This is a genomic window from Methylobacterium terrae, from assembly GCF_003173755.1.
Taxonomy (GTDB): domain Bacteria; phylum Pseudomonadota; class Alphaproteobacteria; order Rhizobiales; family Beijerinckiaceae; genus Methylobacterium; species Methylobacterium terrae.
In genome coordinates, this window is record NZ_CP029553.1 from 2,578,368 (window position 1) to 2,604,978 (window position 26,611).

Here is a 26,611-nt window from a genome sequence, read left to right on the forward strand (position 1 = left end):
GCGGAAAAACCGGGAGGACACACCATGACACGAGCCCTACGGCGCGCGGCCCTCGCGCTGGCCGCGACCCTGTGCGCGGGCGCGGCCCAGGCCCAGATCTCCGACGACGTGGTCAAGATCGGCGTCCTGTCGGACATGAGCGCGGCCCAGGCCGACAGCACCGGCCCCGGCTCGGTCACCGCCGCCCGGATGGCGGTGGAGGATTTCGGCGGCACCGTGCTGGGCAAGCGGATCGAGGTCGTCTCGGCCGACCACCAGAACAAGCCCGACATCGGCTCGAACATCGTCCGCCAGTGGCTCGAATTGCAGCAGGTCGACGTCGTTGCCGACGTGCCGACCTCCTCGGTGGCGCTCGCCGTCCAGAACCTGACCCGCGAGCGCGACCGCCTCTTCCTCAACTCCTCGGCCGGCTCCTCCGACCTGTCCGGCCCGGCCTGCTCGCCGAACGCGATCCACTGGACCTACGACACCTACTCGCTGGCGAACGGCACCGCCGGCCCCCTCGTCCAGCAGGGCGCCACGTCCTGGTACTTCGTCACCGCCGACTACGCCTTCGGCCACGCGCTGGAGCGCGACACCGGCCAGGCGGTCGCCAGGGCCGGCGGCAAGGTGATCGGCTCGGTGCGCCACCCGATGGGCATGGCGGACTTCTCCTCGGCCCTGCTCCAGGCCCAATCCTCGGGTGCCAAGGTGATCGCGCTCGCCGATCCGGTCGGCGACACCGCGACGGCGGCCAAGCAGGCGGGCGAGTTCGGCATCCAGCAGCAGGGCCAGAAGCTCGTCGGGCTCCTGATCGACGTGGTCGACCTGCGGGCGATCGGGCTCGAGACGGCGCAGGGGATGCTGCTCACGACCAGCTTCTACTGGGACCGCGACGACGAGACCCGGGCCTTCGCCCAGCGCTTCCTCAAGCGCCACGGCCGGATGCCGACCCAGTTCCAGGCCGGCGTCTATTCCAGCATCTCCAACTACCTGAAGGCCGTGCAGGCGGCCGGGACCGATTCCGCCAAGGCGGTGATCGCCAGGATGCGCGAGACCCCGGTCAACGACTTCTACGCCAAGAACGGCCGGGTGCGCGAGGACGGCCGCATGGTCCACGAGATGTACCTGATGCAGGTGAAGGCGCCGGCCGAATCGAAGGGCGAGTGGGACCTGCTGAAGCCGATCGCCACGATCCCCGGCGACCGGGCGTTCCGGCCGATCGAGGCGGGCAACTGCCCCTACATCGGCAAAGCCGGGTAGCCGGAAAACAAGGAAGCGCCCACGCCAAGTTCGATGGTGGAGGTGAACGGCGTGGGCGCGCGCCCCTTCGTCGGAGGCAGTACGGCGATACTACCCTACTTCGTCGATACCGCCATCACCCGTTCGGGGGGAGGCCGGACCGGTTCTCACGCCTCGTCCTCGCCCAGCGGATAGGCCGCCTCGACCACGTAGGGCCCGCCGCCGACCGAGGCGCGGGCGGAGTACAAAGCCACCCGCGGCGCCGTGAACGACACGCGCGGGAAGACCGGCTGCATCGCCAGGTACTGCGCCACCCCGTCCGGTCCGGCGCCGCGCTTGAGGCGGGCGAGGGTGACGTGGGGGGTGAAGCGCCGCGTGTCCGGCGGGACGCCGAGATCGCGCAGGAGGCGCTCGTGCTCGGCCTGCAGGTCGGCGAGGTCGGGATCGGGCACGACGCGGGCGAACAACGCGTGCGGCCGCTCGCCGCCGAACACCGCCAGTTCGTCGAGGACGAGGGTCAGGGGAGGGCGGGGCCGCGTCCCGGCGAGCGCCTCGGCGATCTCGTCGGCCAGGCCCCCGTCGACATCGCCGATGAAGCGCAGGGTCACGTGGTAATCCCCGGGCTCGACCCAGCGGGCGCCCGGCAGGCCGCCCCGGAAACCGGAGAGCAGGAGGCCGGTCTCGGGCGGGACCTCGATCCCGGTGAACAGGCGCGGCATGGCGGCTCACGCCCCCTTGCGCAGGCGCGCGAGGAATTCCTCGACACTCGGCAGGATGCCGGCGACCACCCGGGCCACTCCGTCCTTCGTCGGATGCAGGCCGTCGGCGAGGTTGAGGCCCCGGTCGCCCGCGATGCCGTCGAGGAAGAACGGGTAGAGGATCAGGCCGTAGCGCTCCGCCAGACGCGGATAGATCGCGTCGAAGCGCCTGACGTAGTCGGGCCCGAGATTCGGCGCCGCCCGCATCCCGGCGAGCAGGACCGGGATGCCGCGGGCCTTGAGCCGGGCGACGATGGCGTCGAGCGCCTTCCCGGTCACGGCCGGGTCGGTGCCGCGCAGCATGTCGTTGGCGCCGAGCTCCAGGATCACCCCGTCGGTCCCGTCCGGCACCGACCAGTCGACCCGGTCGAGGCCGCCGGTCGCGGTGTCGCCCGAGACGCCCGCATTGGCGACCGTCACGGCGTGGCCGCGCGCCCGGAGGGCGGCTTCGAGCTGCACCGGGAAGGCGGCGGCCGCCGGCAGGCCGTACCCGGCGGTGAGGCTGTCGCCGAGGGCGACGAGGTTGAGATGGCGGGCCTTCCCGGTTCCCTCGGGAGCGTCCTTCGAGAGACCTTGGGCGTGGAGCGGCGTCACGAGCGTCATCACGAGCGAAACGATCAGAAATGCGAGCGCCGCGCGGCGGCCATCATGGCGAAGCATCGATGCGCGGCCCATATCGGGCCGGCGGGCCGCCTGTCCTGCGTAGGTCCGTCCCACTTCGTCATCTCCGGCGCCGACCCGATCGGTCGCCTCCACAGATCGGCTTCCCGCCCATGACCGACAAGGCCACCGGACCGGCGATCGCGCTCGAGGGCGTCGATCTCAGCCTCGGCCGCGGCGCCGCCCGGGTCCACATCCTCAAGGGCATCTCGCTCTCGGTCGCGCCGGGCGAGGCGGTCGGCCTCGTCGGTCCCTCGGGCTCGGGCAAGTCGACCCTGCTGATGACCATGGCTGGGCTGGAGCGGCCGGATTCGGGGCGGGTCGTGGTCGAGGGGACCGACCTCGCCGGGCTCGACGAGGACGCGCTGGCGCGCTTTCGCGGCCGGCGCATCGGCATCGTGTTCCAGTCCTTCCACCTCGTGCCGACGATGACGGCGCTCGAGAACGTCGCGCTGCCGCTCGAACTCGCCGACGCGCCCGAGGCCCATGCGCGGGCGGCACGCGAGCTGGAAGCGGTCGGCCTCGGGCACCGCCTGCACCATTACCCGGCCCAGCTGTCGGGCGGCGAGCAGCAGCGCGTGGCGATCGCCCGGGCGGTGGTGCCCGAGCCCGCGATTCTCGTCGCCGACGAGCCGACCGGCAACCTCGACGAGGCGACGGGCGCCCAGATCGTCGACCTGCTCTTCGCCCTCAAGCGCGACCGCGGCGCCACCCTGGTGCTGGTCACCCACGATCCCGGCCTCGCCCGCCTGTGCGACCGCACGGTGCGCCTGCGCTCGGGCCTGATCGACGCGGCGGTGAGCGCGTAATCCCCATGCACGGAAGCCTTCCCGACCTCGCCGGCGGCGCACCCGGATCGTCGCCCGGCCGTCCCTCGCGCCTGCCGCTGACCTTGCGCCTCGCGTTGCGCGAGCTGCGCGGGGGCTTGCGCGGCTTCACGGTGCTGCTCGCCTGCATCGCCATCGGGGTCGCCACCATCGCGGGCGTCGCCTCGCTGTCGCGCTCGCTCTCCGACGGCCTCGCCCGCGAGGGGCGGCGGATCCTCGGCGGCGACGTCACCTTCGGGCTGGTCCACCGCGAGGCGAGCCCGCAGGAGCGGGCCTTCCTGGAGGGGCGCGGCCGCGTCTCGGTGGTGGGCTTCACCCGCGCTATGGCCTCGGCCGGGGACAAGGGCGCGGCCCTCGTCGAGCTGAAGGCGGTCGGGCCCGACTACCCGGCCGTCGGTGCGCTGACGACCGAGCCGGCGATGCCGCCCGCCGAGATCTTCGCCGCCCGCGACGGCGTCTACGGCGCCGCCGCCGATTCCGCGCTGCTCGCCCGCCTCGACCTCAAGCTCGGCGACCGGCTGACCGTCGGCGGGGCCGAGATCGTGCTGCGCACGGTGCTGACGGCCGAGCCCGACAAGATCGCCGGCGGCATCGGCTTCGGGCCCCGCCTGATGGTGTCCCTCGACGCGCTCCGGGCCACGGGCCTCGTCCAGCCTGGCAGCCTCAACAAGTTCGTCTACCGGGTGACGCTGCCGAGCGGCGACGACGCGGCCGTCGAGCGGACGATGGCGGAGGCCAAGACCGCCCTGCCGGAGGCGGGCTGGGAGATCCGTTCGCGGCTCAACGCCGATCCGCGCTTCGCCCGCAGCATCGAGCGCTTCACGCAGTTCCTGACCCTGGTCGGCCTCACCGCGCTCCTCGTCGGCGGGGTCGGCGTCGCCAATGCCGTGCGGGCCTTCGTCGAGCGCAAGCGCGCCTCGATCGCGACGTTGAAGAGCCTCGGCGCGCCGGGAAGGCAGGTGGTCGGCATCTACCTGGCGCAGGTGATGCTGATCGCCGGGATCGGCATCGCCGCCGGCCTCGTCGTCGGCGCCGCGCTGCCCTTCGCGCTCGACGCCGCCTTCGGCTCCCTGCTGCCGCTGCCGCTCAACCCGACGCTGGCGCCGGGCGAGCTCGCGGTGGCGGCACTCTACGGCGTGCTGACCGCGCTCGCCTTCGCGATCGGGCCGCTCGGCCGCGCCCACGACGTCGCGGTCTCCGGGTTGTTTCGCGACACCGTCGATCCCGACCGGCGTTGGCCGCGGCCGCGCTATCTCGCGATCCTCGGCCTCGCGCTCGCAGGGCTCGTGGGCCTCGCGCTCGCCACCGCCTACGACCGCGCGGTGGCGCTGATCTTCATCGCGGCGGCCGGCCTCGCCTTCGGGCTCCTGCGCCTCGTCGCCGCCGGGCTGATGGCGCTGGCGCGCCGCCTGCCGCGCCCGGGCCGGGCCGCGCCGCGGCTCGCGCTCGCCAACCTCCACCGCCCGGGGGCGCTCACGCCCTCGATCGTGCTGTCGCTCGGCCTCGGCATCACGCTCCTGGTGACCTTGAGCCTCATCGACGCCAACATCACCCGGACGCTGACCCGCTCGCTGCCGGCGCGGGCGCCGAGCCTGTTCTTCCTCGACATCTCGAGCCGCGACTCGGAGGCCTTCGACCAGTTCCTGGGCCGCGCCGCGCCGCGGGCCAAGATCGAGCGGGTGCCGATGATGCGCGGGCGGATCACGGCGCTCAACGGCGTGCCGGCGGGCCAGGTGAAGGCCGGCGAGGACGCCGCCTGGGTGCTCGACGGCGACCGCGGCATCACCTACGCGGAGGACCTGCCGGACGGCTCGCGGATCACCGCCGGGCAGTGGTGGAAGGGCGAGGAGGCGGGGAAGCCCCTCGTCTCCTTCGACGACCAGCTCGCCCGCAGCCTGAACCTCAAGGTCGGCGACACGGTCACCGTCAACGTGCTCGGGCGCAGCCTGACCGTGACGATCGCCAACCTGCGCCACGTCGAGTGGCGCAACCTCGGCATCAACTTCGTGATGGTGTTCTCGCCCGGCACCTTCCGGGGGGCGCCGCACAGCGACCTCGCGACCCTCACCCTGCCGGAGGGGCCGGACGCCGCCCTGGAGGCCCGGATCCTGCGCGACGCGGCCAGGGAGTTCCCCTCGGTGAGCAGCGTGCGGGTGAAGGACGCCCTCGACGCGGTCAACGACCTCGTGGCCAAGCTCGTCTTCGCGATCCGCGGCGCCAGCGCGGTGGCGGTGGCGACGAGCCTGTTCGTGCTGGCCGGCGCGCTCGCCGCCGGCCACCGGGCCCGGCTCTACGACGCGGTGGTGCTCAAGACCCTCGGGGCGACCCGGGCGCGGCTGCTGTCGGCCTACACGATGGAGTACGGGGCGCTCGGCCTCGCCACCGCGCTCTTCGGCCTCGCCGCCGGGACGCTGGCCGGCTGGGTGATCCTCACGCGGGTCATGCGCCTCGACTTCGCCCTCGACCTCTCGGGGGCGGTGCTGGCGGCCCTCCTGGCGGTGGTGGTCGCGGTGGGGCTCGGGCTCGCCGGCACCTGGCGCATCCTCAGCCAGAAGCCGGCGCAGTACCTACGAAATCTGTAGGATTGTTAATCCTTCGTCCGACCTGCGGCGGATTGACCTTGGGTTTTGCCCGGGGCGGGCGGAAATCGGACCCGCCCGCGCCCTTGTGCGCGCTCGCCGCACCCCACATATTCCCGTCAAGGCGAGCGGGCCCGCGAGGGCCCGGGCGCCGATCCGACGCGCAAGCGTCCGAGGGTCGCGTGAGAGCCTCGCACCAGGAACATCCACGCTAGAGAGCTTCCGAAGGAATCTCCCATGGCATTCGAGAACAGCCCGTTCCGGCAGGGCAACGCGAACGGCTACGGCGGCCCCACGGGCTACGCCCCGAGCCAGGTCCAGGTCGACCAGGGCCTGCGCGCGTTCATGCTCGGCGTCTACAACAACATGATCATCGGCCTCGGCATCTCCGGGCTGGTGGCCATCGGCATCAACAAGCTCGCGGTGGCGACCTCGCAGGCGGACGCGGTGGCGCGGATCGGCTCGATCCCGCTGACCAGCTTCGGCCGCACGCTCTACGCCACGCCGCTGATGTGGGTGATCGCGCTCGCGCCGCTCGCCTTCATCTTCCTGTTCTCGTTCCGGATGGACCGGATGTCGGCGGCGAGCGCCCGCACCACCTTCTTCGCCTTCGCGGCGGTGATGGGTGCGTCGCTCTCGACGCTGCTGATCCGCTACACCGGCGCGAGCGTGGTGCAGGTCTTCTTCATCACCGCGGCGGCCTTCGGCGGCCTGAGCCTCTACGGCTACACGACGACCCGCAGCCTCTCGGGCATCGGCTCGTTCCTGGTGATGGGCCTGATCGGCCTCGTCATCGCCAGCCTGGTCAACATCTTCCTGGCCTCGAGCGCGCTGCAATTCGCGATCTCGGTCATCGGCGTCCTGATCTTCGCCGGCCTGACCGCGTACGACACGCAGAAGCTCAAGGAGATGTACCTCTACGGCAACTTCGACGGCGAGACCGCCGCCAAGGTGTCGGTGATCGGCGCCCTGACGCTGTACCTGGACTTCATCAACATGTTCCAGTTCCTGCTCTCGCTGATGGGCAACCGGAACAACTGAGACGCGACGAGGGGTGGCACGCCGCCCCGAACCGCCCGATCCAGGAAAGCCCCGGTCCGCAAGGCCGGGGCTTTTTGTTGATGGAAAGCCCGTTGACGGTGCACAATCTCTGACTTACGTCAGAGACATGTCGACCGACGCCGTTTCCCGCATCCGCCGCTTCAACCGGGCCGTGACCGCCGAGGTCGGGGCCCTCGACACGTCCTTCCTCGGTCGCGGCCGGCCGCTCGGCGCCGCCCGGGTGCTCAACGCCATCGGGCACGGGCGGGGCGAGGTCGGGTCCCTGCGGGACTACCTCGGCCTCGATTCCGGCCTGATGAGCCGGCTGCTCCGCGCCCTGGAGGAGGAGGGGCTGGTCGTCACGCTGCCCCATCCGTCCGACGCCCGCCGGCGCGTCGCCGCCCTGACCGAGGCCGGCCGCAGGGAGTTCTCGGCCTACGAGGCCCTGTCGAACGCGCAGGCCGCGTCGCTGCTGGAGCGCTTTCCCCGCGGCGAGGAGCTGCTGCGCGCGATGGACCTCGTCGCCACGGCGCTCAACCGCGAGCGGATCGCGGTCGAGGAGACCGATCCGCGCAGCGAGGCGGCGCTGCACTGCCTGACGGCCTACTACGCCGAACTCGGGCGCCGGCTCTCGACCGGCTTCGACGTCGCGCTCTCCCGCGATCCGGAGGCCGCCGACATGATGCGGCCGCGCGGCGCCTTCCTGGTCGCGTCGTCGGACGGGCTGCCGATCGGCTGCGTCGGCCTGAAGGGCAAGGGCGGCGAGGTGGCCGAGATCAAGCGCCTCTGGGTCTGCCCCTCCGCCCGCGGCCTCGGCCTCGCCCGACGGCTGATGGAGGCGGCGGAGAATGCCGCGCGCGACCTCGCGATCACGACCCTGAGGCTCGATTCGAACAGCGCGCTGACCGAGGCGCTGCAGCTCTACCGTCGCACCGGATGGGTCGAGATCGACCGTTTCAACGACGATCCGTACCCGGATTTCTTCTTCGAGAAGCGGTTGTGACGGCGATTCTCACCCCCGCGCCCCGCGCAGGATCAACCGGCTGCCCCTCACCTCGTAGGACGCCAGCCGTTCCAGGAAGCTCATCCCGAGCAGGTTGATGCTGAGCGCCCCGGGCCGGGTCACCAGGGCGGCGACGCGGGTCTCGCTGATCGGCCCGACCGCGACCGTGTCGAGCACCACCGGCGCCGCCGCGGTGCGTCCGTTGGCGGTCTGGACCTGGACCCGGTAGGCGGACGGTCCCGGGCGGATGCCCAGCGCCGCGGCGCTCTCGGCGGTGAGCACCACCGCGCTCGCCCCGGTATCGAAGGCGAAGGCCTCGGGCCGGCCGTTGACCTTGGCCTGCACGGTGAAGCCGCCGTCGACGCGGCGGGCGATCACCACCTCGTCGCCGCGACCTGGCACGGGCTCTCCCGGGCTCATCTCCCCGAGCGCCCGGAAGGCCATGTCCCGGGCCTGGTCGCGGTAGCCGTACAGGACGGCGCCCCCGGCGCCGACCGCGCCCCAGACCACGAGCGCGAACAGCCCCTCGCCGAAGCCGAACCGGAAGCGGTTGCCGACGGCGTTCAGCACCAGCAGCGACGCGGCCCCGGCGCCGGCGAGGGCGGCCGCCTCGTCGGGGCGAAGCCCCGCGATCTCGCGCCCGCCGAGATTCGCCAGCGCGTACGCGCAGGCAAGGAGCAGGAACCCGATGCCGACGGCGCCCGGCACCGGTCAGGCCACCGCGGCGGCCGGTTCCGCCTCCGGCCGAGGCGCGGCATCGGCGGCGGCGAGGCGCGCCGGCAGGGTCGCCATGATCCGCAGGCGCTCGGCCTCCGGGAGGCCGCCCCAGGCGGCGATCTCGGTGCCGGTGCGGCCGCAGCCCTCGCACAGGCCGGTGACCGGATCGAGGACGCAGAGGCGGATGCAGGGGGTGGAAGCGGGCATCAGGCGGGAATCGCGATCAGGAGGGCGAGGAGGGCGGCGATCTCGGCCACCTGCTGGCTCGCGCCGATCACGTCGCCGGTCTGGCCGCCGACGAGGCGCGCAGCCATCCGGCTCACGGTCCAGGCGGCGAGAAGCGCCAGGAGGCCGGCGAGGCACAGGCCGAGCCACGGCAGGCCGAGGAGGCCGGCGAGCACCAGCACGGCGAGGCAGAGCGCCCAGGCGGTGGCGTGGGTCTTGGTCGTCGGGCGGCCGACCGCGTGGGCGGCGCCGTCCGGCCGCGCGGGGGACAAGCGGCAGAGCGGCCACAGCGCGGCGGTGCGCGAGAGCGCCGCGACCGCCAGGAACGCCACGGCGACGCGCCAGCCGATCCGGTCGGCGAGCGTCGCGAGCGCCCCGATGCGCAGCGCGTAGGACAGGACCAGGGCGGCGGCGCCGTAGGCGCCGATGCGGCTGTCGCGCATGATCTCGAGGCGCCGCGCCGGCGTCGTGCCGCCGCCGAACCCGTCGGCGACGTCGGCGAGGCCATCCTCGTGCAGGGCCCCGGTGACCAGGGTGGCGAAGGCGAGCGCCAGGGTCGCGGCGAGGAACGGCCCGAGGCCGAGGGTCAGGGCCGCAGGCAGAACGACGGCGCCGGGCAGGCCGATCACCAGGCCGGCGAGCGGCAGCATCCGGGGCACGGTGCGGAAGTCGGGCGCGGCGTGGCTGTCGGCCTCGCCCGGCAGGGCAGGGACCGGGAGCCGGCTGTAGAAGCGCAGGCAGGCGGCGAGGTCGGCGAGCGGCGGCCAGGGGCCGGACCGCGTCGGGGGCGGCTCGAACGCGTCGTCGGCCTGAGATTCTTGGGCCTCATCGCCCGCGCGGCCCGGCCCGGCGCTCGTTCCCGTCGCCATCACTCGACGCATCCCGACGACATCAACCCGTGAACCCGGACCCGCGCGCGCGGATTCGCCCCTTCGCGCCATTTTGCTGTATCTGCTCGCCTCACGAAAGCCCCGCATGCGGGGTTGCCCCCGCAGGACACGTTCGCCATGGCCGAGATCCCCACCGACGCAGCCCCGTTCGACGACATCCGCCGCCTGATCGCCACCATGCCGGGGCCGGACGAGTCCGCCGCCGCCGAGGTCTCGGCCCGGGACTCGGTGCTGACCAAGCCCGCCGGCAGCCTCGGGCGGCTCGAATTCCTCGCCGCCTGGATGGCGGCCTGGCAGGGCAAGGCGCCGCCGACCCTCGACCGGCCGCTGGTCTGCGTCTTCGCCGGCAGCCACGGCGTGGCGGCGAAGGGCGTCTCGGCCTATCCCTCGGCGGTCAACCGCCAGATGCTCGACAATTTCGCCGCCGGGGGGGCGGCGATCAACCAGATCTGCGCCGCCTACGGCCTCGGCTTCAAGGTGTTCGACCTCGCCCTTGACATGCCGACCGGCGACATCACGACCGAGCCGGCGATGACCCAGAAGGCCTGCGTCGCCACCATGGCGTTCGGCATGGAGGCGGTGGCGGCGGGCACCGACGGGCTCGCGGTCGGCGAGATGGGCATCGGCAACACCACGGTGGCGGCGGCGATCTACGCCGCGCTCTACGGCGGCGAGCCGGGACGGTGGGTCGGCCGCGGCACCGGCGTCGACGAGGCCGGCTACGCCCGCAAGGTCGCGGCGGTGGAGGCGGCGCTCGCCCGCCACCAGGGCCACCTCGACGATCCGCTGGCGGTGATGGCGCGCCTCGGGGGGCGCGAGATCGCCGCGATGGCGGGCGCGATCCTGGCGGCGCGGCTGCAGCGGGTGCCGGTGGTGATCGACGGCTACGTCTCGACCGCGGCGGCGGCGCTCCTCCACGCCGTCGATCCGCGCGCCCTCGACCACTGCCTCGCCGGCCACGTCTCGGCGGAGGGCGACCACGCCGCGGTGCTGGAGCGCCTCGGCCTGCGCCCGCTCCTCGACCTCGGCCTGCGCCTCGGCGAGGGCAGCGGCGCGGCACTCGCGCTCGGCATCGTCAAGGCGGCGGTGGCCTGCCACCGCGAGATGGCGACCTTCGATCAGGCGGGGGTGTCGGGGCCGGTGGCCTGAGGCTCAGGCCGGCCGCGCCACCGCCTTGCGCAGCCGCCCGACCAGGGCCCAGAGCCGCGGATCGCGCTTGATCCGCCGCTTCAGGCGCCCGCCCGCCTCCGCGGCGAGCCCGAAGGCGCGGCCGCGCAGGCTCACCGGCAGCACGGCGTCGACGAGGGCGATGGTCTCGTCGCAGACGCTGGCCTTGTAGCGCGCCTCGCCGACGCCGAGGTCGAAGGCGGTGCGGCCGCGCAGGGCCTGGTCGCGGATCAGCGCCTGGAGCAGCAGGTCGCCGGGGCTGAAGCGGGCGAGCGCCGGGTCGGGATCGAACGAGGTCAGCATGCCGCTGAAGCGGCGCGCATCGACGGCCCCCACGAAGGTCGCCAGGATGCGGCCGTCCCCGGTGCGCAGGGCGTGCAGTTCCAGCGCGCCCGCCCGGTGCGCCTCGGCGAGGAAGGCCCGAGCCGCCGGGTCGGCGAAGGGATCGCTGATCCCGGCCTGCGCGAACCGCACCGCCTTCTGGGCGAGGTAGGCCGACAGGATCGCCTCGCCCTCGGCCCGATCCGCCGCGACCCTGTGCTCCACCGGGCCGAGCGCGGCGACGAGCCACTTCTCCTTCTGGCGCAGCTTGCGGCGGGCATCGCCGCTCATGAGGCGCTTGAGCACCGCGTCCGGATCCGCCTCGAGCGCCAGGCCGTACCCGTCGCTCGGCGAGGCCGGGCCGTGCGCCAGCGGGTTCTCCACGCCGTCCCAGATCCGCGGCTGGTCGACGAGGTGGATCACGTCGATCCCGGCGCGGCGACCGGCCTGCGCCAGGGCCTGCCGGTACGCCTCGGCCGGCAGGGCGGCGGCCTCCGGGCCGGCGAAGACCGGCATGTGGTAGTTCGCGTGCCGTCCGCCGATCATCCGGGCGACCCGGATGCCGGCCTCCCGCGTCACGGCGAGCGGCAGCAGCGCCAGCGGCCGTCCGTCGGGATCGCGCAGCAGGACCGGGCAGGGACGGGCCTTGCGGGGCAGGGCGGTCGCGAAGGCCGCCACCCAGTCGTAGCGCTGGTAGGGCGTCATCACGACGCTCGGCATCGCCTCCAGCGCCCGCCACGGGGCCTCGGCCGCCGCGAGGCCGGGCAAGATCTCGGGCAAGATCTCGGTCGAGATCTCGAGAGCCGAGGCGGGGGTCGGCGCCGCCCCGGCCAGAGCCGCATCCGCCGCGAGTCGCATCGTCCCGCCCATCGCCCCGCCCCCGAAAGCCCTCCCGACGAGGTAGCGGGCAAGCGTGCAGAATCCGCAAACACCGTAACGAAGCTTTCGCGGACCGGGGTGAGGATGCGGTCATGCTGTCCGCCCGCGCCCGCCACCGCCTGTTCCACGCCGGCTTCGCCACGATCGCGGCGACGGGGGCCGACCGCTGGCTCGGCCCCGCCGCCCGCGGCCGCGGCGTGATCCTGACCTTCCACCACGTCCGGCCCGAGGAGCCGGAACCGGGCTCCTACGCGCCCAACCGCCTGCTCGCGATCACCCCGGCCTTCCTCGACCGCACCGTGGGCGCCCTGCGGGCTCGCGGCTTCGCGATCGTCCCGCTCGCCGAGGTCCCGCGCCGGCTGGCCGAGGCGGGACCGCCCTTCGCGGTCCTGACCTTCGACGACGGCTACCGCGACAACCTGGAGCACGCGGCTCCGGTCCTGCGTCGCCACGACGCGCCCTGGACCCTGTTCGTCACCCACGACTTCGCCACGGGAGCCGGCCGGCTGTGGTGGATCGAGCTCGAGCGGGCAATCGGGATCCTCGACCGGGTGCGGCTGCCGGAGGTCGGGCTCGACCTGCCCGTCGACGGTGCGGCGCGGAAATCCGCCGCCTTCGCGGAGGCCTACCGCCGCTTGAGGGCGGGGCCGGAGGCGGATCTGCGCGCCGCGACCCTGCGCCTGTGCGGCCAGGCCGGGATCGCGGCCGAGACGATCGCCGGCGAATTGTGCCTGACGGGGTCGGAGCTGCGCGACCTCGCCCGGGACGAGGCGGTGACGCTCGCCGCCCACACCCTGACGCATCCGATGCTCGCCAAGCACGACGAGGCGACCGCGCGGCGCGAGATCGTCGAGGGGCGGGCGCGGCTCGCAGGCCTCCTCGGCCGGGTGCCGGAGCACCTGTCCTATCCGGTCGGCGATCCCGGCTCGGCCGGCCCGCGGGACTTCGCGCTCGCCCGGGAGGCGGGCTACCACACCGGCGTGACGACGCGGCCGGGCCACCTCTTTCCCGTGCACGCGGCCCATCTCCACGCGCTGCCGCGGGTCTCGGTCAACGGCTGCTTCCAGACCGACGCGGCGCTGCGCGCGCTCCTGTCGGGCGTGCCGTTCCTGGCCTGGAACCGGGGCCGGCGGCTCAACGTCGGCTGAGGTCGGACCGGGGCGTCAGCGGTGGCGCCGGCGGCGGTGGTGGCGGCTCTCGCTGCCGCCGCTGATGATCGCGAAGGTCGCGCTCTGGCGGCCGCCGCGCACGCGCCGGGTCCGGCCGCGCCGGCCGCGCGGAGCGGGTTCGGCGATCTCGGCGAGGGACGGCGGCACGGGCAGGCGCGGGATCGCGGCGGCGGCGGCCGCAGCGGCCGCAGCGGCGGCGGGCGCGATGCTCTTCGCGGCGGGGCCGAACAGCGACAGGCACTGGTTGTAGGCGAGGTCGCCCTTGATGCGCTCGCAATCGCCGACCGAGCGCGGCGCGCCCTGCGCCAGCGCGGCACCGGCGAGAGGACCGAGGAGGAGGAGGAGCGCGAGCGCGTGGCGCATGGGCCTGAGGCTGCCTTGCGGGTTCAGTGGGGATGCACGAGGCGGGGAGGGCGCGGGCCGGACGGCTGCGTCGCGGTCTCTGGCAGCCATTTCGGGCGAAAAGCCGGCCTTTTCACCGATCGGTACACACCGTTCGAGGCGGTCTCAGGCCGGGTCGCGGTCCGGCCGCTCCATCCAGCGGATCAGCGGCATCAGCGGGAAGATCCAGGCGATGCCGAGGATGGCGTAGAGCACCGACTGCACCAGGGCGGGCGTCTCGGCGATGCGGCTATCGGCGAGCGCCATGGCGAGGGGCGCGTAGACGATCACGAAGGCGATCATCGCGATCGCCCCGAGGAAGGAACGGGTTCGGCGGCGCATGGGGGCAACCTGTGGCGGTGGCAGGGTTGCGATACCGCCTACGCGAGGCCCTGTCTCACCGCAATCCGGCTGGCCGACGCAGGCGGACCGGCCGGGGGCGGGCCGTCACCCCGCCCGCGACAGCGGCGCGCCGGCATCGTTGCCGGCCCGGGCCGCCGCGAGCAGCGCCTCGCTGCGGGCCCGCCAGGCCGCGATCGCCCGCGCCTTGACCGGGCCGAAGCCGCGGATCGCCTCCGGCGCGGCGAGGAGATCGCGAAGGACCGCCGGGTCCGCCCGGCCGACGAGGGCGAGGCCAGCGTCGATCTGTCCCTCGTACTCCGCCAGCACCCTTCGCTCCTCGCGCCGCTCGCCGATCAGCCGCAGGGGGTCGAGGCGCCGGCCGCGCAGGCCCTTGAGCCTCGCGATCCCGCGCAGGACCGGCAGCAGCCAGGGCCCGAAGGCGATCTTGCGCGGCTCGGTCTCCCCCGGCCGCGTCCGGGCGAGGAAGGGCGGGGCGAGGTGGAAGGTCGGGCGCAACCGTCCCTCGAACTCCTGGGCGAGACGCGCGTGGAAGGCCGGGTCGGACTGGAGGCGGGCGACCTCGTACTCGTCCTTGATCGCCATCAGCTTGAACAGGGAGCGGGCGACCGCCTCGGCGAGGGCGTCGCCGGCCCGCGCCCGCACCTCCGCCACCCGGGCCCGGTAGCGCGCGGCATACGCGTCGTCCTGGTAGGCGGCGAGGTATTCGGCGCGGCGGGCGACGACGGCGTCGAGACCCTGCGCGGGCTCCGCCTCCGGCGCGACCTGCGCGGCGACGAAGGCCGGGTCGGCGGCGATGAGCCGGCCCCAGGCGAGCGCCAGGCGGTTGCCCGGAACCGCGACGCCGTTCAGCGCCACCGCCTGGTCGAGGGCGGCGCGGGAGACCGGCACCAGGCCGCACTGCCAGGCAAAGCCCAGGAGCAGCACGTTGGCGGCTTGCGCGTCGCCGATCAGCTGCGCGGCCATCGCCTGGGCGTCGACGCTGCGCAGCGCGCCGGCACCGACCCGGCGGGCGAGCAGGCCCTCGAGCATCCTCGTGTCGATGCGGGCATTCGGGTCGCGCAGGGTGGTGCCGGTCGGGATCTCGTGGGTGTTGGCGACGATGCAGGTGCGGGCGGGGTCGATCACCGCGGCGGCGTCGGGGCTTGCCGCCACCACGAGGTCGCAGGCGAGCACCGCGTCGGCCCGGCCGCGGTCGATCCGTACCTGGTTGAGGGCGTTGGCATCGGCGGCGAGCCGCACGAAGGACAGCACCTGCCCGCCCTTCTGGGCAAAGCCCATGAAGTCGAGGACGCTGGCGCCGCGCCCCTCGAGATGCGCCGCCACGGTGATGAGGGCGCCGACCGTCACGACCCCGGTGCCGCCGACGCCGGCGACCAGGATCTCGTAGGGCTCGGGCCCGAGCGCGGTGTCGGGCTCGGGGAGCGCGGCGGCGCGGGCCGCCACGGTCCCGGGATCGACCGCGACGCCCGGCCGGCGCCGCGGCGTCGCGCCGTCGAGCGTCACGAAGGACGGGCAGAAGCCCTTGAGGCAGGACAGGTCGCTGTTGCAGCCGGTCTGGTCAATGGCGCGCTTGCGGCCGAACTCGGTCTCGACCGGCACGACGGAGAGGCAGTTCGACTTCGTCTGGCAGTCGCCGCAGCCCTCGCAGACGAGGGGATTGATGACCGCGCGCCGCGGTGCGGGGCCCGAGAGGCCGCGCTTGCGCCGCCGGCGCGCCTCGGTGGCGCAGGTCTGGTCGTAGACCAGCACGGTGACGCCGGGGGTCTCGCGCAAGTCCCGCTGCACGGCGTCGAGGTCGTCGCGGTGATGCACCGTGACGCCCGCGCCGAGGGGGTCGCGGGCGGCGGCCCCGGCCACCCGGTCGGGATCGTCGGACACCACCACGACGCGGGCCGCGCCCTCCGCCGCCATCAGGCGGGTGATCTGCGGCACGCTGAGCACGCCGTCGACCGGCTGGCCGCCGGTCATCGCGACCGCGTCGTTGTAGAGGATCTTGTAGGTGATGTTGGCCCCGCTCGCGACCGCCTGCCGGATCGCCGCGTGACCGGAATGGAAGTAGGTCCCGTCGCCGAGATTCTGGAAGACGTGGGCCTGGCGGGTGAACGGCGCCTGGCCGGTCCAGTCGACGCCCTCGGCCCCCATCGGCACGATGCCGGTGGTGTCGCGCTCCATCCAGTTCGCCATGAAGTGGCAGCCGATGCCGGCGCGGGCCTGCGAGCCCTCCGGCACCCGGGTCGAGGTGTTGTGCGGGCAACCGGAGCAGAAATACGGCGTGCGCACGGAAAGCGGGCCAGGGGCGGGAGGCGCGGACGGCGCCTCCGGCGCCCGGGCGGCGAGGCCGAGGCCGCGCAGGGTCTCGGCCAGGATCCCGACGAGGCGCGAGGGGCGCAACTCCTCGACCTCCGGGACGAGGGCCGAGCCCGCCGCATCGCGCTTGCCGAGGATGCGCGGGCGGTGCCCGGCGGGCAGGTCGTAGAGCCCGTCGCGGAGCTGCCGCTCGACGAGCGGCGCCTTTTCCTCGATCACCAGGACGGTCCCGACCCCGGCGGCGAGCGCGGAGATCCCGGCCGTGTCGAGGGGGTGGACGAGGCCGACCTTCAGCACGGCGATTCCCGCGGCGGCGAGTGCCGCGGGCCCGAAGCCGAGAAGCCGGAACGCCTCCATGGCGTCGCCATGGGCCTTGCCGACGGTGACGACGAGGAGGCGGGGCCGTTCGGGCGCCACCACCAGCCGGTCGAGGGGGTTGGCGCGGGCGAAGGCCCGGATCGCGTCGAGCTTCCTGAGCGCCCGTGCCTCGATGGCGAGGCTCGGCAGGTCGGGCCAGCGGATGTGCAGGCCGCCGGGCGGCGGGGTGAAATCGGGCGCGGCGAAGTGCGGCAGCGGCGCGAGGTCGATCGAGGCCGCGCCCTCGACCACCTCGGAGATCGCCTTGAAGCCGACCCAGGCGCCGGAGACCCTCGACGCGGCGAAGCCCCACAGGCCGAAGGCCTCGTACTCGGCGATGGAGGCAGGGTGGATGACCGGCATGTGCCAGGCGGCGAGCGCCAGGTCGCTCTGGTGCGACATCGAGGAGGAGACGCAGCCGTGGTCGTCGCCGGCGACGACCAGCACGCCGCCCTTGCGCGACGAGCCGTAGGCGTTGCCGTGCTTGAGCGCGTCGCCCGAGCGGTCGACCCCTGGGCCCTTGCCGTACCAGAGCCCGAACACCCCCTCGACCGTGGCGGAAGGGTCGAGCGCCACCCGCTGGCTGCCCAGAAGCGCCGCCGCCGCCAGGTCCTCGTTGATGCCGGGCTGGAAGCGGATGCCGGCCTGCGCGAGCCGGTCCTTGGCGCGCCACAATTCCTGGTCGACGGCGCCCAGCGGCGAGCCGCGATAGCCGGAGACGAGGCCGGCGGTGTTCAGCCCGTCGCGCCGGTCGAGCGCGGCCTGGGACAGGAGCAGGCGCACCAGGGCCTGCGTGCCGGTCATGTAGGCCCGGCCGAGGCTCCGGTCGAAGCGGTCGTCGAGACGGTAGGCGCGGTCGAGCTCGGGCATCGGCGGGTCTCCTCGGCCGCCAGGCTATGCCTGTCCCGGAGGCAAAACCTGCCTGTCTGCTTCCTCGTACGCCGTGAGGGCGGTATGAACGACGCGAAATGGACGGATACGGGAAACGCTCATGCCTGATCGCGCGGACGCGCCGGACCGCTTCGAGCGGGCCATCCTGGACGCGCTGCAGGACGATGCCCGGCTCTCGGTCCAGGATCTCGCCCAGAGGATCGGCCTCTCGACCTCGCCGACCTGGCGGCGCCTGAAGGCGCTGGAGGAGCGGGGGATCATCCGCGGCTACGTCGCGCTGGTCGATGCCGCGGCGCTCGGCCACGGGCAGTGCGTCTTCGCCCACGTCACGCTCGCCAAGCACGACCGGGACGGCGTCGCCGAGTTCGAGCGCGTGATCGGGGGCCGCGACGAGGTGCTGGAATGCTTCTCGACCACCGGTCAGGCCGATTACCTGCTGCGGGTCGTGGTGCGGGACGCGCAGCACTACGAGCGCTTCCTGCAGGAGGCGGTGTTCTCGTGCCCGGCGGTGCAGCAGATCCACTCGAACTTCGCCCTGCGCGAGGTCAAGTTCAGCGTGAAGGTGCCGACCGGCAGCTGACCAAAAAGAAAGAGCCCGGCCGTGAGGCCGGGCTCCGCTCCGTCGAAGGTGACGGAGTGCGACGACTAGAAGCCGTTGAACTTGTAGTTCAGGCCGGCGCGGACGACCGCGAACTCGGTCTCGCGACGGTACAGGTTGGCCGGGCCGACCGACACCACGCCCGGCGAGAACACCGAGTACTGCGTGCCGTTGGCGGTCTGGGCGAACACGCCGTTGTTGCGGTTGCCCTGGTCGAGCTTCACGTACAGGCCTTCGACCTTGAGGGTCACGGCCGACGAACGGAAGAAGTTGAAGAACGAGTCGGTGGGCAGGGCGTACTCGACGCCGCCGCCGACGGTCCAGCCGGTCTGGAAGTCGTCGCGCGAGCTGTTGGTCAGGCCGAAGTCGCGACCGCCGCCCGAGCCGTAGGCGAAACCGCCGGTGGCGTACACGAGGGTGCGGTCCCAGGCGTAGCCGAGACGGCCGCGGACGGTGCCGAAGAAGTCCAGGCCCGAGATGCCGTTCGGGTTGAACACCAGGGCGCCCGGAGCGACGCTGCCGCCCGGCACGGTGGCGAAGGCGAAGCGGTTGCGGCTGCGGCCGAAGTCGACGTACTGGGCGTCGGCCTCGATGCCGACGACCACGCCCGAGCCCGGGGTGAACTGGTAGTTGTAGCCGATCTGGCCGCCGCCGACGAAGCCGTCGTTGCTGTTGCGGTTGCCGAAGGCGAGCACGCCGGTGGCCGGGGCGCCGGCGCCGGTGACGAACACGCTGCTGGCGGCGGTGGCGCCGGCCGGCACGCCGACGACGGTCGGGGCGCGGGTGTCAGCGGTGTTGAAGCCGTAGCCGGCGTTGAAACCGGCGTAGAAGCCCGTCCAGGTGAAAACCGGAACCGGCGTGAAGACCGGCGGCGGGGCGACGCGGCGCGGCAGGTCGGCGGCGAGGGCCGAACCGGCGACGACGATGCCAGCGAGGGCGGTAGCGCTCTTGAGAAGCGACTTCATGGAACTGGTCCTTCCTACTATGCGGCGGCGACCGCGCCCGTTTTCGGATCGGCGGTCAACCGAAGCAGTGTCCCCGACATACCCCGGTAGCGTCGTGAAAGCTGTGTCCTCGCGACAACGCTGGTGAGTTTCACCGCGGCCTTAACGGCTGTTCATCGCGAGCTTTCGCTCGGCTCCTTAATCCCCTTAACGCGCGCGAACGGCCAAGGTTCACGGGCGCACAAATTTTTTTGCTACGCTTGGCGCACCAATCCTAACGAATGACGAACGGCGCCCTATCGGGTGCGATTCGGATGCCGTGCGGCCCCCGCGGCCGCGCTCGTCACAGGGCGTCGGGCGTGAGGGCGATCGCCGAGACGAGCCGGCCGTAATCGGGCTCGGCCCGGTGGGTGGTGCGGCGGTAGCTGAAGAAGCGGTCCGGGTCGGAATAGGTGCACAGGCTCACGTTCGCCACCTCGCCGATGCCGGCGCGCTCCAGCCGCGCGACGATGTAGGCGGGCAGGTCGAACAGGCTGTGGCCGTCGCGCTCGGCGCTGTCCACGAAGTAGCGGTCGTTGCCCGGGTCGGCCGCCTCGAAGCGCTCGCGGAATTCCGGCCCGACCTCGTAGGCCCGGGCACCGATCGTCGGACCCAGCACCGCCACGATGCCGGTTCGCACCGCGCCCAACCCCTCCATCGCGGCGAGCGTCGCCTCGATCACGCCGGTCAGCGCGCCCTTCCAGCCCGCATGGGCCGCGCCGATCACCCGGTTCTCCGGATCGGCGAACAGGATCGGCCCGCAATCGGCGGTGAGGATGCCGAGCGCGAGACCCGGCACCCGGGTCACCATCGCGTCGGCGCGGGGCCGCTCGGGGAAGGGGGCCTCGACCACCACGGCCTCGGCCGAGTGGACCTGGTAGAGGCTGACGAGGTTCTCCGGCGCGACCCCGAGCTCGGCGGTCATGCGGCGACGGTTCTCGCGCACGTGGGCGGGATCGTCGCCGGAGCCGAGGCCGCCGTTGAGGGAGTCGTAGAGCCCCTCCGACACGCCGCCCTCACGGGTGAAGAAGGCGTGGCGGAGGCCGGCATGGGAGCTGAGCTCGGGCGCTTCGATGAACATCGCGGAATCGTCCTGGCGAGGAGGCGTCCCGCAGGATCGCCGAGGAATCGTGTCGAAAGCGCGTATCATACGAAATCCGATCGATTGCTTCGCAATGCGGATTTCGGCTTCGCTCAGGCGTGTGGAGCCCTCGGCTCCACCGCGCGCGCTTGTGATGCCGTTTCCGGAAGTGATCTTCCGGAGACGGTATCAGAACCCCGGCAGGCCCGGCTGGCCGGGGCCGGCGAGGCCCATCACCTTGAACAGGTTGCCCATGCCGCGGGTCGTGCGGTCGATCAGGCGGTCGGCCCCGGCCCTGACGGCGGCTCCCTGAACCGGGTTCGCCCGCGCGACGAGGCGCCCGGCGCGCTGCGCGAGGCCGAGCGCCAGGAGGAAATCGGCTTGCGTCACCGGCCCGTGCACCACGGCGCCAGCCCCCGCGGCGGCGCGGGCGAGCGCGGCGAAATCGACCTGTGCGGTCAGGTCGGTCTCGCCCGGCGCTTCGAGCGGATCGGCGAAACGGTGGCGGGCCACGGCCTGCAGCGTGTCGGCGGTGCCGCCGTAGAGGTCGCCGTAATCGATCGCCGCGAGCGCGCCGCCCTCGCGGGCGAGCCGCCGGCCGAGCTGCCGGGTGAGGTCGAGGGCGACCGCCGGCAGGGTCAGGATCGCGCCGGGCGCTCCGTCCGCCGTGATCTCCGGCGTCGGTTCCGGGCTCAGGCCGAAGGCGAGGGCATCGCCCGCGAGGCCGACCCGGCGCTCGCACCAACCCCGCTCGGTGCGCTGGTACTGGCGCACCGGCAGCGCGTCGAAGAACTCGTTGGCGAGCACGATCGCCGGCCCGTCCGGCAGGGTGTCGACGGCCTCGTGCCAGGTCGGCGCGGCGTTCGCCAGCGCGCGCGCCTGCGCGGCGCGCAAGGTCGGGCTCGTCTCGACGAGGTGGAGGTCGGCGGCGGCCAGGCAGTCGGGGGCGGCGGCCCGCAGCGCCCGCAGCGCGTCCGCCATCAGGGTGCCGCGGCCGGGTCCGAGCTCGACGAGGCGGAACGGGGCCGGACGACCGAGCCCGTGCCAGACCTCCGCGGTCCAGAGCCCGAGAAGCTCGCCGAAGATCTGGCTGATCTCCGGCGCGGTGGTGAAATCGCCGGCCTCCCCCAGGGGATCGCGGGTGCGGTAGTAGCCGTGGACCGGGTGGCCGAGGCAGAGCGCCATGTAGCGCTCGATGGTGATCGGCCCGTCGACCGCGATCAGGCGGCGCAGCTCGCCGAGGAGCGGCGTCTCGCTCACGCGGATTTCGCTCCCGACGCTTTGGCTTCCGGGGCTTCGGCCTCGTCCGCGGCGCCCTCGGTGAGCCGCGCCCGCGGCCGGGTGTCGCCGCGCAACGCCCGCACGACGAAGACCGCGCCGACCACCAGCATCGGCACGCAGAGCAGCATCCCCATGGTGATGCCGCCGCCGAGCGCGCCGACCTGGGTCCCGAACAGGAAGCCGAGCTGCGGGTCCGGCTCGCGGAAGAACTCGCAGGCGGTGCGGGCGACCGCGTAGCCGACGACGAAGATCCCGCCCAGCAGGCCGGGGCGGCGGAAGCCGACGCGCCGGACCGCGAACGCCATCACGACGAACAGCACCAGCCCCTCGGCGACGGCCTCGTAGAGCTGGCTCGGATGGCGCGGCAGCGGCCCGCCGTTCGGGAACACGATGGCGTAGGCGAAATCCGGCGCCGGGCGGCCCCACAGCTCGCCGTTCACGAAGTTGGCCAGACGCCCGAAGAACAGCCCGATCGGCACCACGACGGCGGCGAGGTCGAGCATCGCGTAGGCGTTGAGGGCGCGGCGGCGGGCGAACAGCACCAGCGCCAGCACTGCCCCGAGGAAGCCGCCGTGGAACGACATGCCGCCGCGCCAGATCGCCAGGATTTCGGCCGGGTGGGAGAGATAGGCGGCGAAATTGTAGAACAGCACGTAGCCGATGCGCCCGCCGAGCACGACGCCGAGCGCCACCCAGACGATCAGGTCGTCGATGTCGGCGACGCTCGGCCGGCGCACCGCCCCCCAGAGCGACGGCGCCGAGACCAGGCGCTTGGCGTAGTACCAGCCGCCCACGAGGCCCACGATGTAGGCGAGGGCGTACCACTTGATCTGCAGCGGCCCGATCGCGACCGCGACGGGGTCGATGGCGGGGAAGGGCAGGGCGAGGAGCGGAGGCATCGGGCGATGAGGTGAACCGGCGGCGGGGCGGCGTCAAGGCGGTGATCGTGCCGCGAGAGCATGTCGAGCGTGGGGCGTGTCCGTGACGGGTGTCCGACTGCCTCGACCTGTTCCGAAACCGGTCGAGCGCGGATCACCTCTCGCGAGTGGTCGGGCTGTCCGCGGAAAAGGACAGCACAGGCTCATCCTCTCCCCTCTGCGGGGGAGGGGAAGTGCCTCAGGCGGTATCACGCCGCCGGCGCCACGTCCGCGCGCACCGCCACCTTCCGCGGCTGGCCGTCGAGGAAGAGGCGGTAGGCGGCGTTGTCGGTCTCGTCGTGGTGCTCGTAGCCGAGCTCGGCGAGCGCCGCGGCGAAGCGGGGGCGCTCGGCCTCCGGCACCTGGATGCCGGCGAGCACCCGGCCGTGATCGGCACCGTGGTTGCGGTAATGGAACAGCGAGATGTTCCAGGTCACGCCGAGGCTGTCGAGAAACTTGAGCAGCGCACCCGGGCGCTCCGGGAACTCGAAGCGCAGGAGCCGCTCGTCGGTGAGCCCCGGCACCCGGCCGCCGACCATGTAGCGGACGTGGAGCTTCGCCATCTCGTTGTCGGTGAGATCGACCAGCGGGTAGCCGAGGCCGCGCAGCTCCGCGATCAGCGCCTCCTTCTCCGCGCGGCCGCCGGCGAGCTGGACGCCGACGAAGATCTGCGCCTCGGCGCCCGGCGCGTAGCGGTAGTTGAACTCGGTGATCGCGCGTCGGCCGAGCGCCCGGATGAAGGCGCGGTAGCTGCCGGCCCGCTCCGGGATGGTGACGGCGAGCAGCGCCTCGCGGCGCTCGCCGAGCTCGGCCCGCTCGGCGATGTGGCGCAGCCGGTCGAAGTTCAGGTTGGCGCCGCTGTTGACGGCGACGAGGGCGCCGGTGCCGGCGACGCTGCCCCGCGCCGCGTATTCCTTGAGACCGGCGAGGGCGAGCGCGCCGGAGGGCTCGGACATCGCGCGGGTGTCGTCGAACACATCCTTGACCGCGGCGCAGATCGCGTCGGTGTCGACGGTGATGACCTCGTCGAGGTGCTCGCGGCACAGCCGGAAGGTCTCCTCCCCGGCCTGGCGCACGGCGACGCCGTCGGCGAACAGGCCGACCGTGTCGAGCATCACCCGCTCGCCCGCCTCGATCGCCGCCTTCATGCTGGCGGCATCCGCCGGCTCGACGCCGATGACCCTGGTCTCGGGCCGCATGAACTTGATGAAGGTGGCGACGCCCGCCGCGAGGCCGCCGCCGCCGATCGGCACGAACACCGCCTCGATCGGGGCGCCGTGCTGGCGCAGGATCTCGAGCCCGATCGTGCCCTGGCCGGCGATCACGTCGGGATCGTCGTAGGGGTGGATGAAGGTCAGGCCCTGCTCGGCCTCGAGCCCCTTGGCGTGGGCGTAGGCCTCGTCGAAGGCGTCGCCGTGCAGGACGACCTGGCCGCCGCGGGACTTCACGCCCTCGACCTTGATCGCCGGGGTGGTGCGCGGCATCACGATCACCGCCGGGACGCCGAGGCGGGCGGCGGCCAGCGCCACGCCCTGCGCGTGGTTGCCGGCCGAGGCGCAGATCACCCCGCGGGTCAGCGCGTCGGCGTCGAGGCCCGCCATCTTGTTGTAGGCGCCCCGGATCTTGAACGAGAAGACCGGCTGCAGGTCCTCGCGCTTGAGCAGCACGCGGGCGCCGAGGCGCTGCGACAGGCGCGGCATCGCGTCGAGCGGGCTCTCCACGGCGACGTCGTAGACGCGGGCGCCCAGGATCTTCTTGATGTAGTCGTGCACGGCTTCAGTCATGTCCGGAGGGCGAGGAGCGACTCGCCGGGGGTGTGGCGCCGGAATAGCGGGTTTCCCTGCGGGATGCGAGCTTGACTGGTGCGATTGCGCCTCAGCGGCCCTCGCCGGCACTCCGGGAAATCCACTTCGCCACCAGCGGCCCGGTGATGATGACGACGAGGAGCCGCAGGGTCTGCACCGCCAGGACGAAGGACACGTCCGAATGGGTGCCGACCGCGATGATCGCCACCGAATCGAGTCCGCCCGGGCTCGTCGCCAGGTAGGCGGTGAGGAAGTCGATCGGCAGCAGGAAGGTCAGGCCCCAGGCCCAGAGGCCGCAGAGACCGATCAGCCCGAAGGTCGCCACCAGCACGCCCGGCAGGGCGAACAGGGTCGCCCGCACGGTGGCGGGGGTGAAGCGCAGGCCCACCGTCCAGCCGATGCCCGCATAGGCCAGCGCGAGCAGCCAGGAGGGCAGGGCCATGCCGGCGAGCCCCGTGGCGTGGAGCGTCGCCCCGATGGCGAGCGGGCCGATCAGGGCGCCGGCCGGAACCCGCAGGCGCAGGCCCAGCCACGCGCCGATGCCTGCGACCGCGAGCGTCCCGAGGACGGCGAGCGGGGCGGCCTCCATGTCGGCGCCGGGAGCCGCACCGGCATCGCCCGCGAGGAAGCGGGCGACCACCGAGGCCGTCAGCGCCACGCAGGCGACGCGGACGTACTGCATGAAGGCGACGAGGCGGGGATCGGCGCCGAATTCCTCGGCCATCACCACCATGGCGGAGGCGCCGCCGGGCGAGGACCCCCAGGCCGCGGTGGTGCCGGGCAGGAGGCGGATGCGGGTCAGGATCCAGCCGGTCATCGCGGCGGCCACCACCGTGACGCCGACCACCGCCAGGATCAGGAATCCGTCCTGCATCAGGGTCGCGGCGATCGAGGCGTTGACCGCGTGGGCGACGAGGCAGCCGATCAGCGCCTGCGAGGCCTGGAAGCCGAGCTTCGGCACCCGGATCGGCGCGCCGCGCACCCCGAACGCGATGGCGGCGAGCATCGGGCCGAGCAGCAGGGCGGCCGGGAAGCCCGCGAGGTGGAACAGGCCCGCGAGCGCCCCGGAGGCCAGGACCAGCCCCGCCCACAAGGCCGCCGCGCGGGGGAGCGTGCGGCGGAGATCCGTCGGGGCGGGGTGCATGGCGTCCATGATGGTGGGGGTTCGCGCGTCGCCGCGTCGCTATACGGAAATCGTGCCGGAGTCGCGGCGCATGCGGGTCTCCTCGGGCTGACCGCGGGGCAGCGTTGCGTGCGGCGCATGCCGGCGGAAGAACCCGGCGAGTTCGGCGAGGCCGTCCCCGCGCGGATCGCTGGCGCGCCAGGCGAGCGCGATGGTGCGCCGCGGCCCCTCCGGCCCGAAGCGGCGGCAGACGGTGAGCCCGGTCGGATCGGGGCCGGGCGGGGCGGCGAGCGCCGGCAGCAGGGTGTAGCCGGCGCCCGCCGCCACCATCGAGCGCAGGGTCTCGAGGCTGGTGGCGTGGCGTCCGCTCGCGGGGCCCGCGCCGCAGGCCGCCACCGCCTGGTCGCGCAGGCAGTTGCCCTCGTCGAGGAGGAGAAGGTCGGGGCCGGCGAGGTCGCCGGCCCGCGGCGCCGGACCGGCCGCGAAGGGGTGCTCGGACGGGCAGGCGAGCAGGAACGGCTCGTCGAACAGGGCCGCCACGGTGAGGCCGGCCTCCGGGATCGGCAGGGAGATCAGCGCCGCGTCGGCCCGGCCCTCGCGCAACGCGTCGAGGATGTCGGCGGTGCGCCCCTCGCTCAGGGACAGGGCGAGGTGCGGGAAGGCCTGCCGGAGGCCGCGCAGCACCTGCGGAAACAGGTAGGGCCCGAGCGTCTGGATCGCCGCCAGGACGAGGCGGCCGCGCAGGCCGCCGCCGGATCCCTCGCGGGCCAGCAGCAGCAGGCGCTGGGCCTCCGCCAGCACGGCACGGGCCTGGCGCACCACCGCCTGGCCGCTCGGGGTGAGCAGCACCCGGCGGTTCGAGCGCTCGAACAGGACGAGGCCGAGGGCCTCCTCGAGCTTGCGCACCTGGACGCTCAGGGTCGGCTGGCTCACCGCGCAGCGCTCGGCGGCGCGGCCGAAATGGCCCTCCTCGGCGACGGCGACGACGTATTCGAGATCGCGAAGGGACAAGCCGGAGACGTGCATAGGCGCAGCCTATCAGGAGCTTCGCAACGATGCATTTGTTT

At 73.4% G+C, this 26,611-nt stretch carries 24 protein-coding genes; 8 read left to right on the forward strand and 16 right to left on the reverse strand.

The features are described from left to right. Positions 1 to 24 precede the first annotated feature (24 nt). A complete protein-coding gene (locus DK419_RS11615; protein ID WP_109959215.1) occupies positions 25 to 1,242 on the forward strand; it encodes an ABC transporter substrate-binding protein in 1,218 nt (405 codons plus the stop codon). Positions 1,243 to 1,388: 146 nt separating this feature from the next. Here the strand turns inward: DK419_RS11615 and thpR are convergent, their stop codons facing one another. Together thpR and DK419_RS11625 are read right to left on the reverse strand one after the other, a co-directional pair. Further along, the gene (gene thpR, locus DK419_RS11620; protein ID WP_109959216.1) at positions 1,389 to 1,940 is read right to left on the reverse strand and encodes an RNA 2',3'-cyclic phosphodiesterase; all 552 of its coding nucleotides are present in this window, start codon (positions 1,938 to 1,940) and stop codon (positions 1,389 to 1,391) included. A 6-nt stretch (positions 1,941 to 1,946) separates the two neighbouring features. Continuing rightward, positions 1,947 to 2,582, reverse strand: coding sequence for an arylesterase (locus DK419_RS11625; RefSeq protein ID WP_245442918.1), 636 nt, complete (start codon positions 2,580 to 2,582; stop codon positions 1,947 to 1,949). Between the two features lie 170 nt (positions 2,583 to 2,752). Here DK419_RS11625 and DK419_RS11630 point away from each other — a divergent pair, with 170 nt between their 5' ends. From DK419_RS11630 to DK419_RS11645, 4 genes are all read left to right on the forward strand, one after another. After that, the gene (locus tag DK419_RS11630; RefSeq protein ID WP_109959218.1) at positions 2,753 to 3,448 is read left to right on the forward strand and encodes an ABC transporter ATP-binding protein; all 696 of its coding nucleotides are present in this window, start codon (positions 2,753 to 2,755) and stop codon (positions 3,446 to 3,448) included. Positions 3,449 to 3,453: 5 nt separating this feature from the next. Continuing rightward, complete coding sequence (locus tag DK419_RS11635; protein ID WP_109959219.1) at positions 3,454 to 6,048, forward strand: ABC transporter permease; 2,595 nt, start codon at positions 3,454 to 3,456, stop codon at positions 6,046 to 6,048. 234 nt (positions 6,049 to 6,282) lie between these two features. Beyond that, complete coding sequence (locus DK419_RS11640) at positions 6,283 to 7,086, forward strand: Bax inhibitor-1/YccA family protein (protein ID WP_109959220.1); 804 nt, start codon at positions 6,283 to 6,285, stop codon at positions 7,084 to 7,086. 127 nt (positions 7,087 to 7,213) lie between these two features. After that, positions 7,214 to 8,089: a bifunctional helix-turn-helix transcriptional regulator/GNAT family N-acetyltransferase gene (locus DK419_RS11645; RefSeq protein WP_109959221.1), complete on the forward strand. Its 876-nt coding sequence runs from the start codon at positions 7,214 to 7,216 to the stop codon at positions 8,087 to 8,089. Positions 8,090 to 8,098: 9 nt separating this feature from the next. Here the strand turns inward: DK419_RS11645 and DK419_RS11650 are convergent, their stop codons facing one another. Genes DK419_RS11650 through cobS form a run of 3 tightly spaced genes read right to left on the reverse strand, consistent with a single transcriptional unit; the run spans position 8,099 to position 9,900 of the window. Beyond that, a complete protein-coding gene (locus DK419_RS11650) occupies positions 8,099 to 8,797 on the reverse strand; it encodes a retropepsin-like aspartic protease family protein (RefSeq protein ID WP_109959222.1) in 699 nt (232 codons plus the stop codon). A 3-nt stretch (positions 8,798 to 8,800) separates the two neighbouring features. Continuing rightward, entirely contained in the window at positions 8,801 to 9,013 is a 213-nt protein-coding gene (locus DK419_RS11655; RefSeq protein ID WP_109959223.1) for a DUF1289 domain-containing protein, read from the reverse strand. Then, complete coding sequence (gene cobS / locus DK419_RS11660; RefSeq protein ID WP_109959224.1) at positions 9,013 to 9,900, reverse strand: adenosylcobinamide-GDP ribazoletransferase; 888 nt, start codon at positions 9,898 to 9,900, stop codon at positions 9,013 to 9,015. The genes DK419_RS11655 and cobS overlap by 1 nt, the downstream gene beginning before the upstream one ends. Before the next feature lie 138 nt (positions 9,901 to 10,038). On the opposite strand from cobS, the gene cobT reads away from it, so the two are divergent. Then, positions 10,039 to 11,070 (forward strand): nicotinate-nucleotide--dimethylbenzimidazole phosphoribosyltransferase, encoded by a 1,032-nt coding sequence (cobT, locus tag DK419_RS11665; RefSeq protein ID WP_109959225.1) that lies wholly within the window; start codon positions 10,039 to 10,041, stop codon positions 11,068 to 11,070. 3 nt (positions 11,071 to 11,073) lie between these two features. On the opposite strand, the gene DK419_RS11670 is transcribed toward cobT, so the two are convergent. Then, a complete protein-coding gene (locus DK419_RS11670; protein ID WP_109962259.1) occupies positions 11,074 to 12,267 on the reverse strand; it encodes a GNAT family N-acetyltransferase in 1,194 nt (397 codons plus the stop codon). 113 nt (positions 12,268 to 12,380) lie between these two features. Between DK419_RS11670 and DK419_RS11675 the strand changes: the two genes are divergently transcribed. Next, a complete protein-coding gene (locus DK419_RS11675) occupies positions 12,381 to 13,436 on the forward strand; it encodes a polysaccharide deacetylase family protein (protein WP_109959226.1) in 1,056 nt (351 codons plus the stop codon). Between the two features lie 15 nt (positions 13,437 to 13,451). Here the strand turns inward: DK419_RS11675 and DK419_RS11680 are convergent, their stop codons facing one another. The 3 genes from DK419_RS11680 to DK419_RS11690 all read right to left on the reverse strand — a co-directional run bounded on the left by DK419_RS11680 (position 13,452) and on the right by DK419_RS11690 (position 17,735). After that, entirely contained in the window at positions 13,452 to 13,820 is a 369-nt protein-coding gene (locus tag DK419_RS11680) for a hypothetical protein (RefSeq protein WP_109959227.1), read from the reverse strand. Positions 13,821 to 13,964: 144 nt separating this feature from the next. After that, positions 13,965 to 14,180, reverse strand: coding sequence for a DUF2842 domain-containing protein (locus DK419_RS11685; RefSeq protein ID WP_109959228.1), 216 nt, complete (start codon positions 14,178 to 14,180; stop codon positions 13,965 to 13,967). 105 nt (positions 14,181 to 14,285) lie between these two features. Further along, complete coding sequence (locus DK419_RS11690) at positions 14,286 to 17,735, reverse strand: indolepyruvate ferredoxin oxidoreductase family protein (protein WP_109959229.1); 3,450 nt, start codon at positions 17,733 to 17,735, stop codon at positions 14,286 to 14,288. Positions 17,736 to 17,856: 121 nt separating this feature from the next. Here DK419_RS11690 and DK419_RS11695 point away from each other — a divergent pair, with 121 nt between their 5' ends. Next, a complete protein-coding gene (locus DK419_RS11695; RefSeq protein ID WP_109959230.1) occupies positions 17,857 to 18,336 on the forward strand; it encodes an Lrp/AsnC family transcriptional regulator in 480 nt (159 codons plus the stop codon). 65 nt (positions 18,337 to 18,401) lie between these two features. Here the strand turns inward: DK419_RS11695 and DK419_RS11700 are convergent, their stop codons facing one another. The 7 genes from DK419_RS11700 to DK419_RS11730 form a co-directional block, all read right to left on the reverse strand. Further along, positions 18,402 to 19,319 carry an outer membrane protein gene (locus DK419_RS11700; protein WP_109959231.1) on the reverse strand — a complete coding sequence of 306 codons (918 nt, stop codon included), beginning with the start codon at positions 19,317 to 19,319 and terminating at the stop codon, positions 18,402 to 18,404. Between the two features lie 322 nt (positions 19,320 to 19,641). After that, positions 19,642 to 20,418 (reverse strand): peptidoglycan editing factor PgeF, encoded by a 777-nt coding sequence (pgeF, locus tag DK419_RS11705; protein ID WP_109959232.1) that lies wholly within the window; start codon positions 20,416 to 20,418, stop codon positions 19,642 to 19,644. Positions 20,419 to 20,607: 189 nt separating this feature from the next. Continuing rightward, positions 20,608 to 21,684: a class I SAM-dependent methyltransferase gene (locus DK419_RS11710; protein ID WP_425352668.1), complete on the reverse strand. Its 1,077-nt coding sequence runs from the start codon at positions 21,682 to 21,684 to the stop codon at positions 20,608 to 20,610. Further along, positions 21,675 to 22,598 carry a prolipoprotein diacylglyceryl transferase gene (gene lgt, locus DK419_RS11715; protein WP_109959234.1) on the reverse strand — a complete coding sequence of 308 codons (924 nt, stop codon included), beginning with the start codon at positions 22,596 to 22,598 and terminating at the stop codon, positions 21,675 to 21,677. The genes DK419_RS11710 and lgt overlap by 10 nt, the downstream gene beginning before the upstream one ends. Before the next feature lie 227 nt (positions 22,599 to 22,825). Beyond that, entirely contained in the window at positions 22,826 to 24,388 is a 1,563-nt protein-coding gene (gene ilvA / locus DK419_RS11720; RefSeq protein WP_109959235.1) for a threonine ammonia-lyase, biosynthetic, read from the reverse strand. 103 nt (positions 24,389 to 24,491) lie between these two features. After that, a complete protein-coding gene (locus tag DK419_RS11725; protein WP_109962260.1) occupies positions 24,492 to 25,565 on the reverse strand; it encodes an AbrB family transcriptional regulator in 1,074 nt (357 codons plus the stop codon). Positions 25,566 to 25,604: 39 nt separating this feature from the next. Continuing rightward, positions 25,605 to 26,570 carry a LysR substrate-binding domain-containing protein gene (locus DK419_RS11730; protein WP_109959236.1) on the reverse strand — a complete coding sequence of 322 codons (966 nt, stop codon included), beginning with the start codon at positions 26,568 to 26,570 and terminating at the stop codon, positions 25,605 to 25,607. Between the last annotated feature and the right edge of the window lie 41 nt (positions 26,571 to 26,611).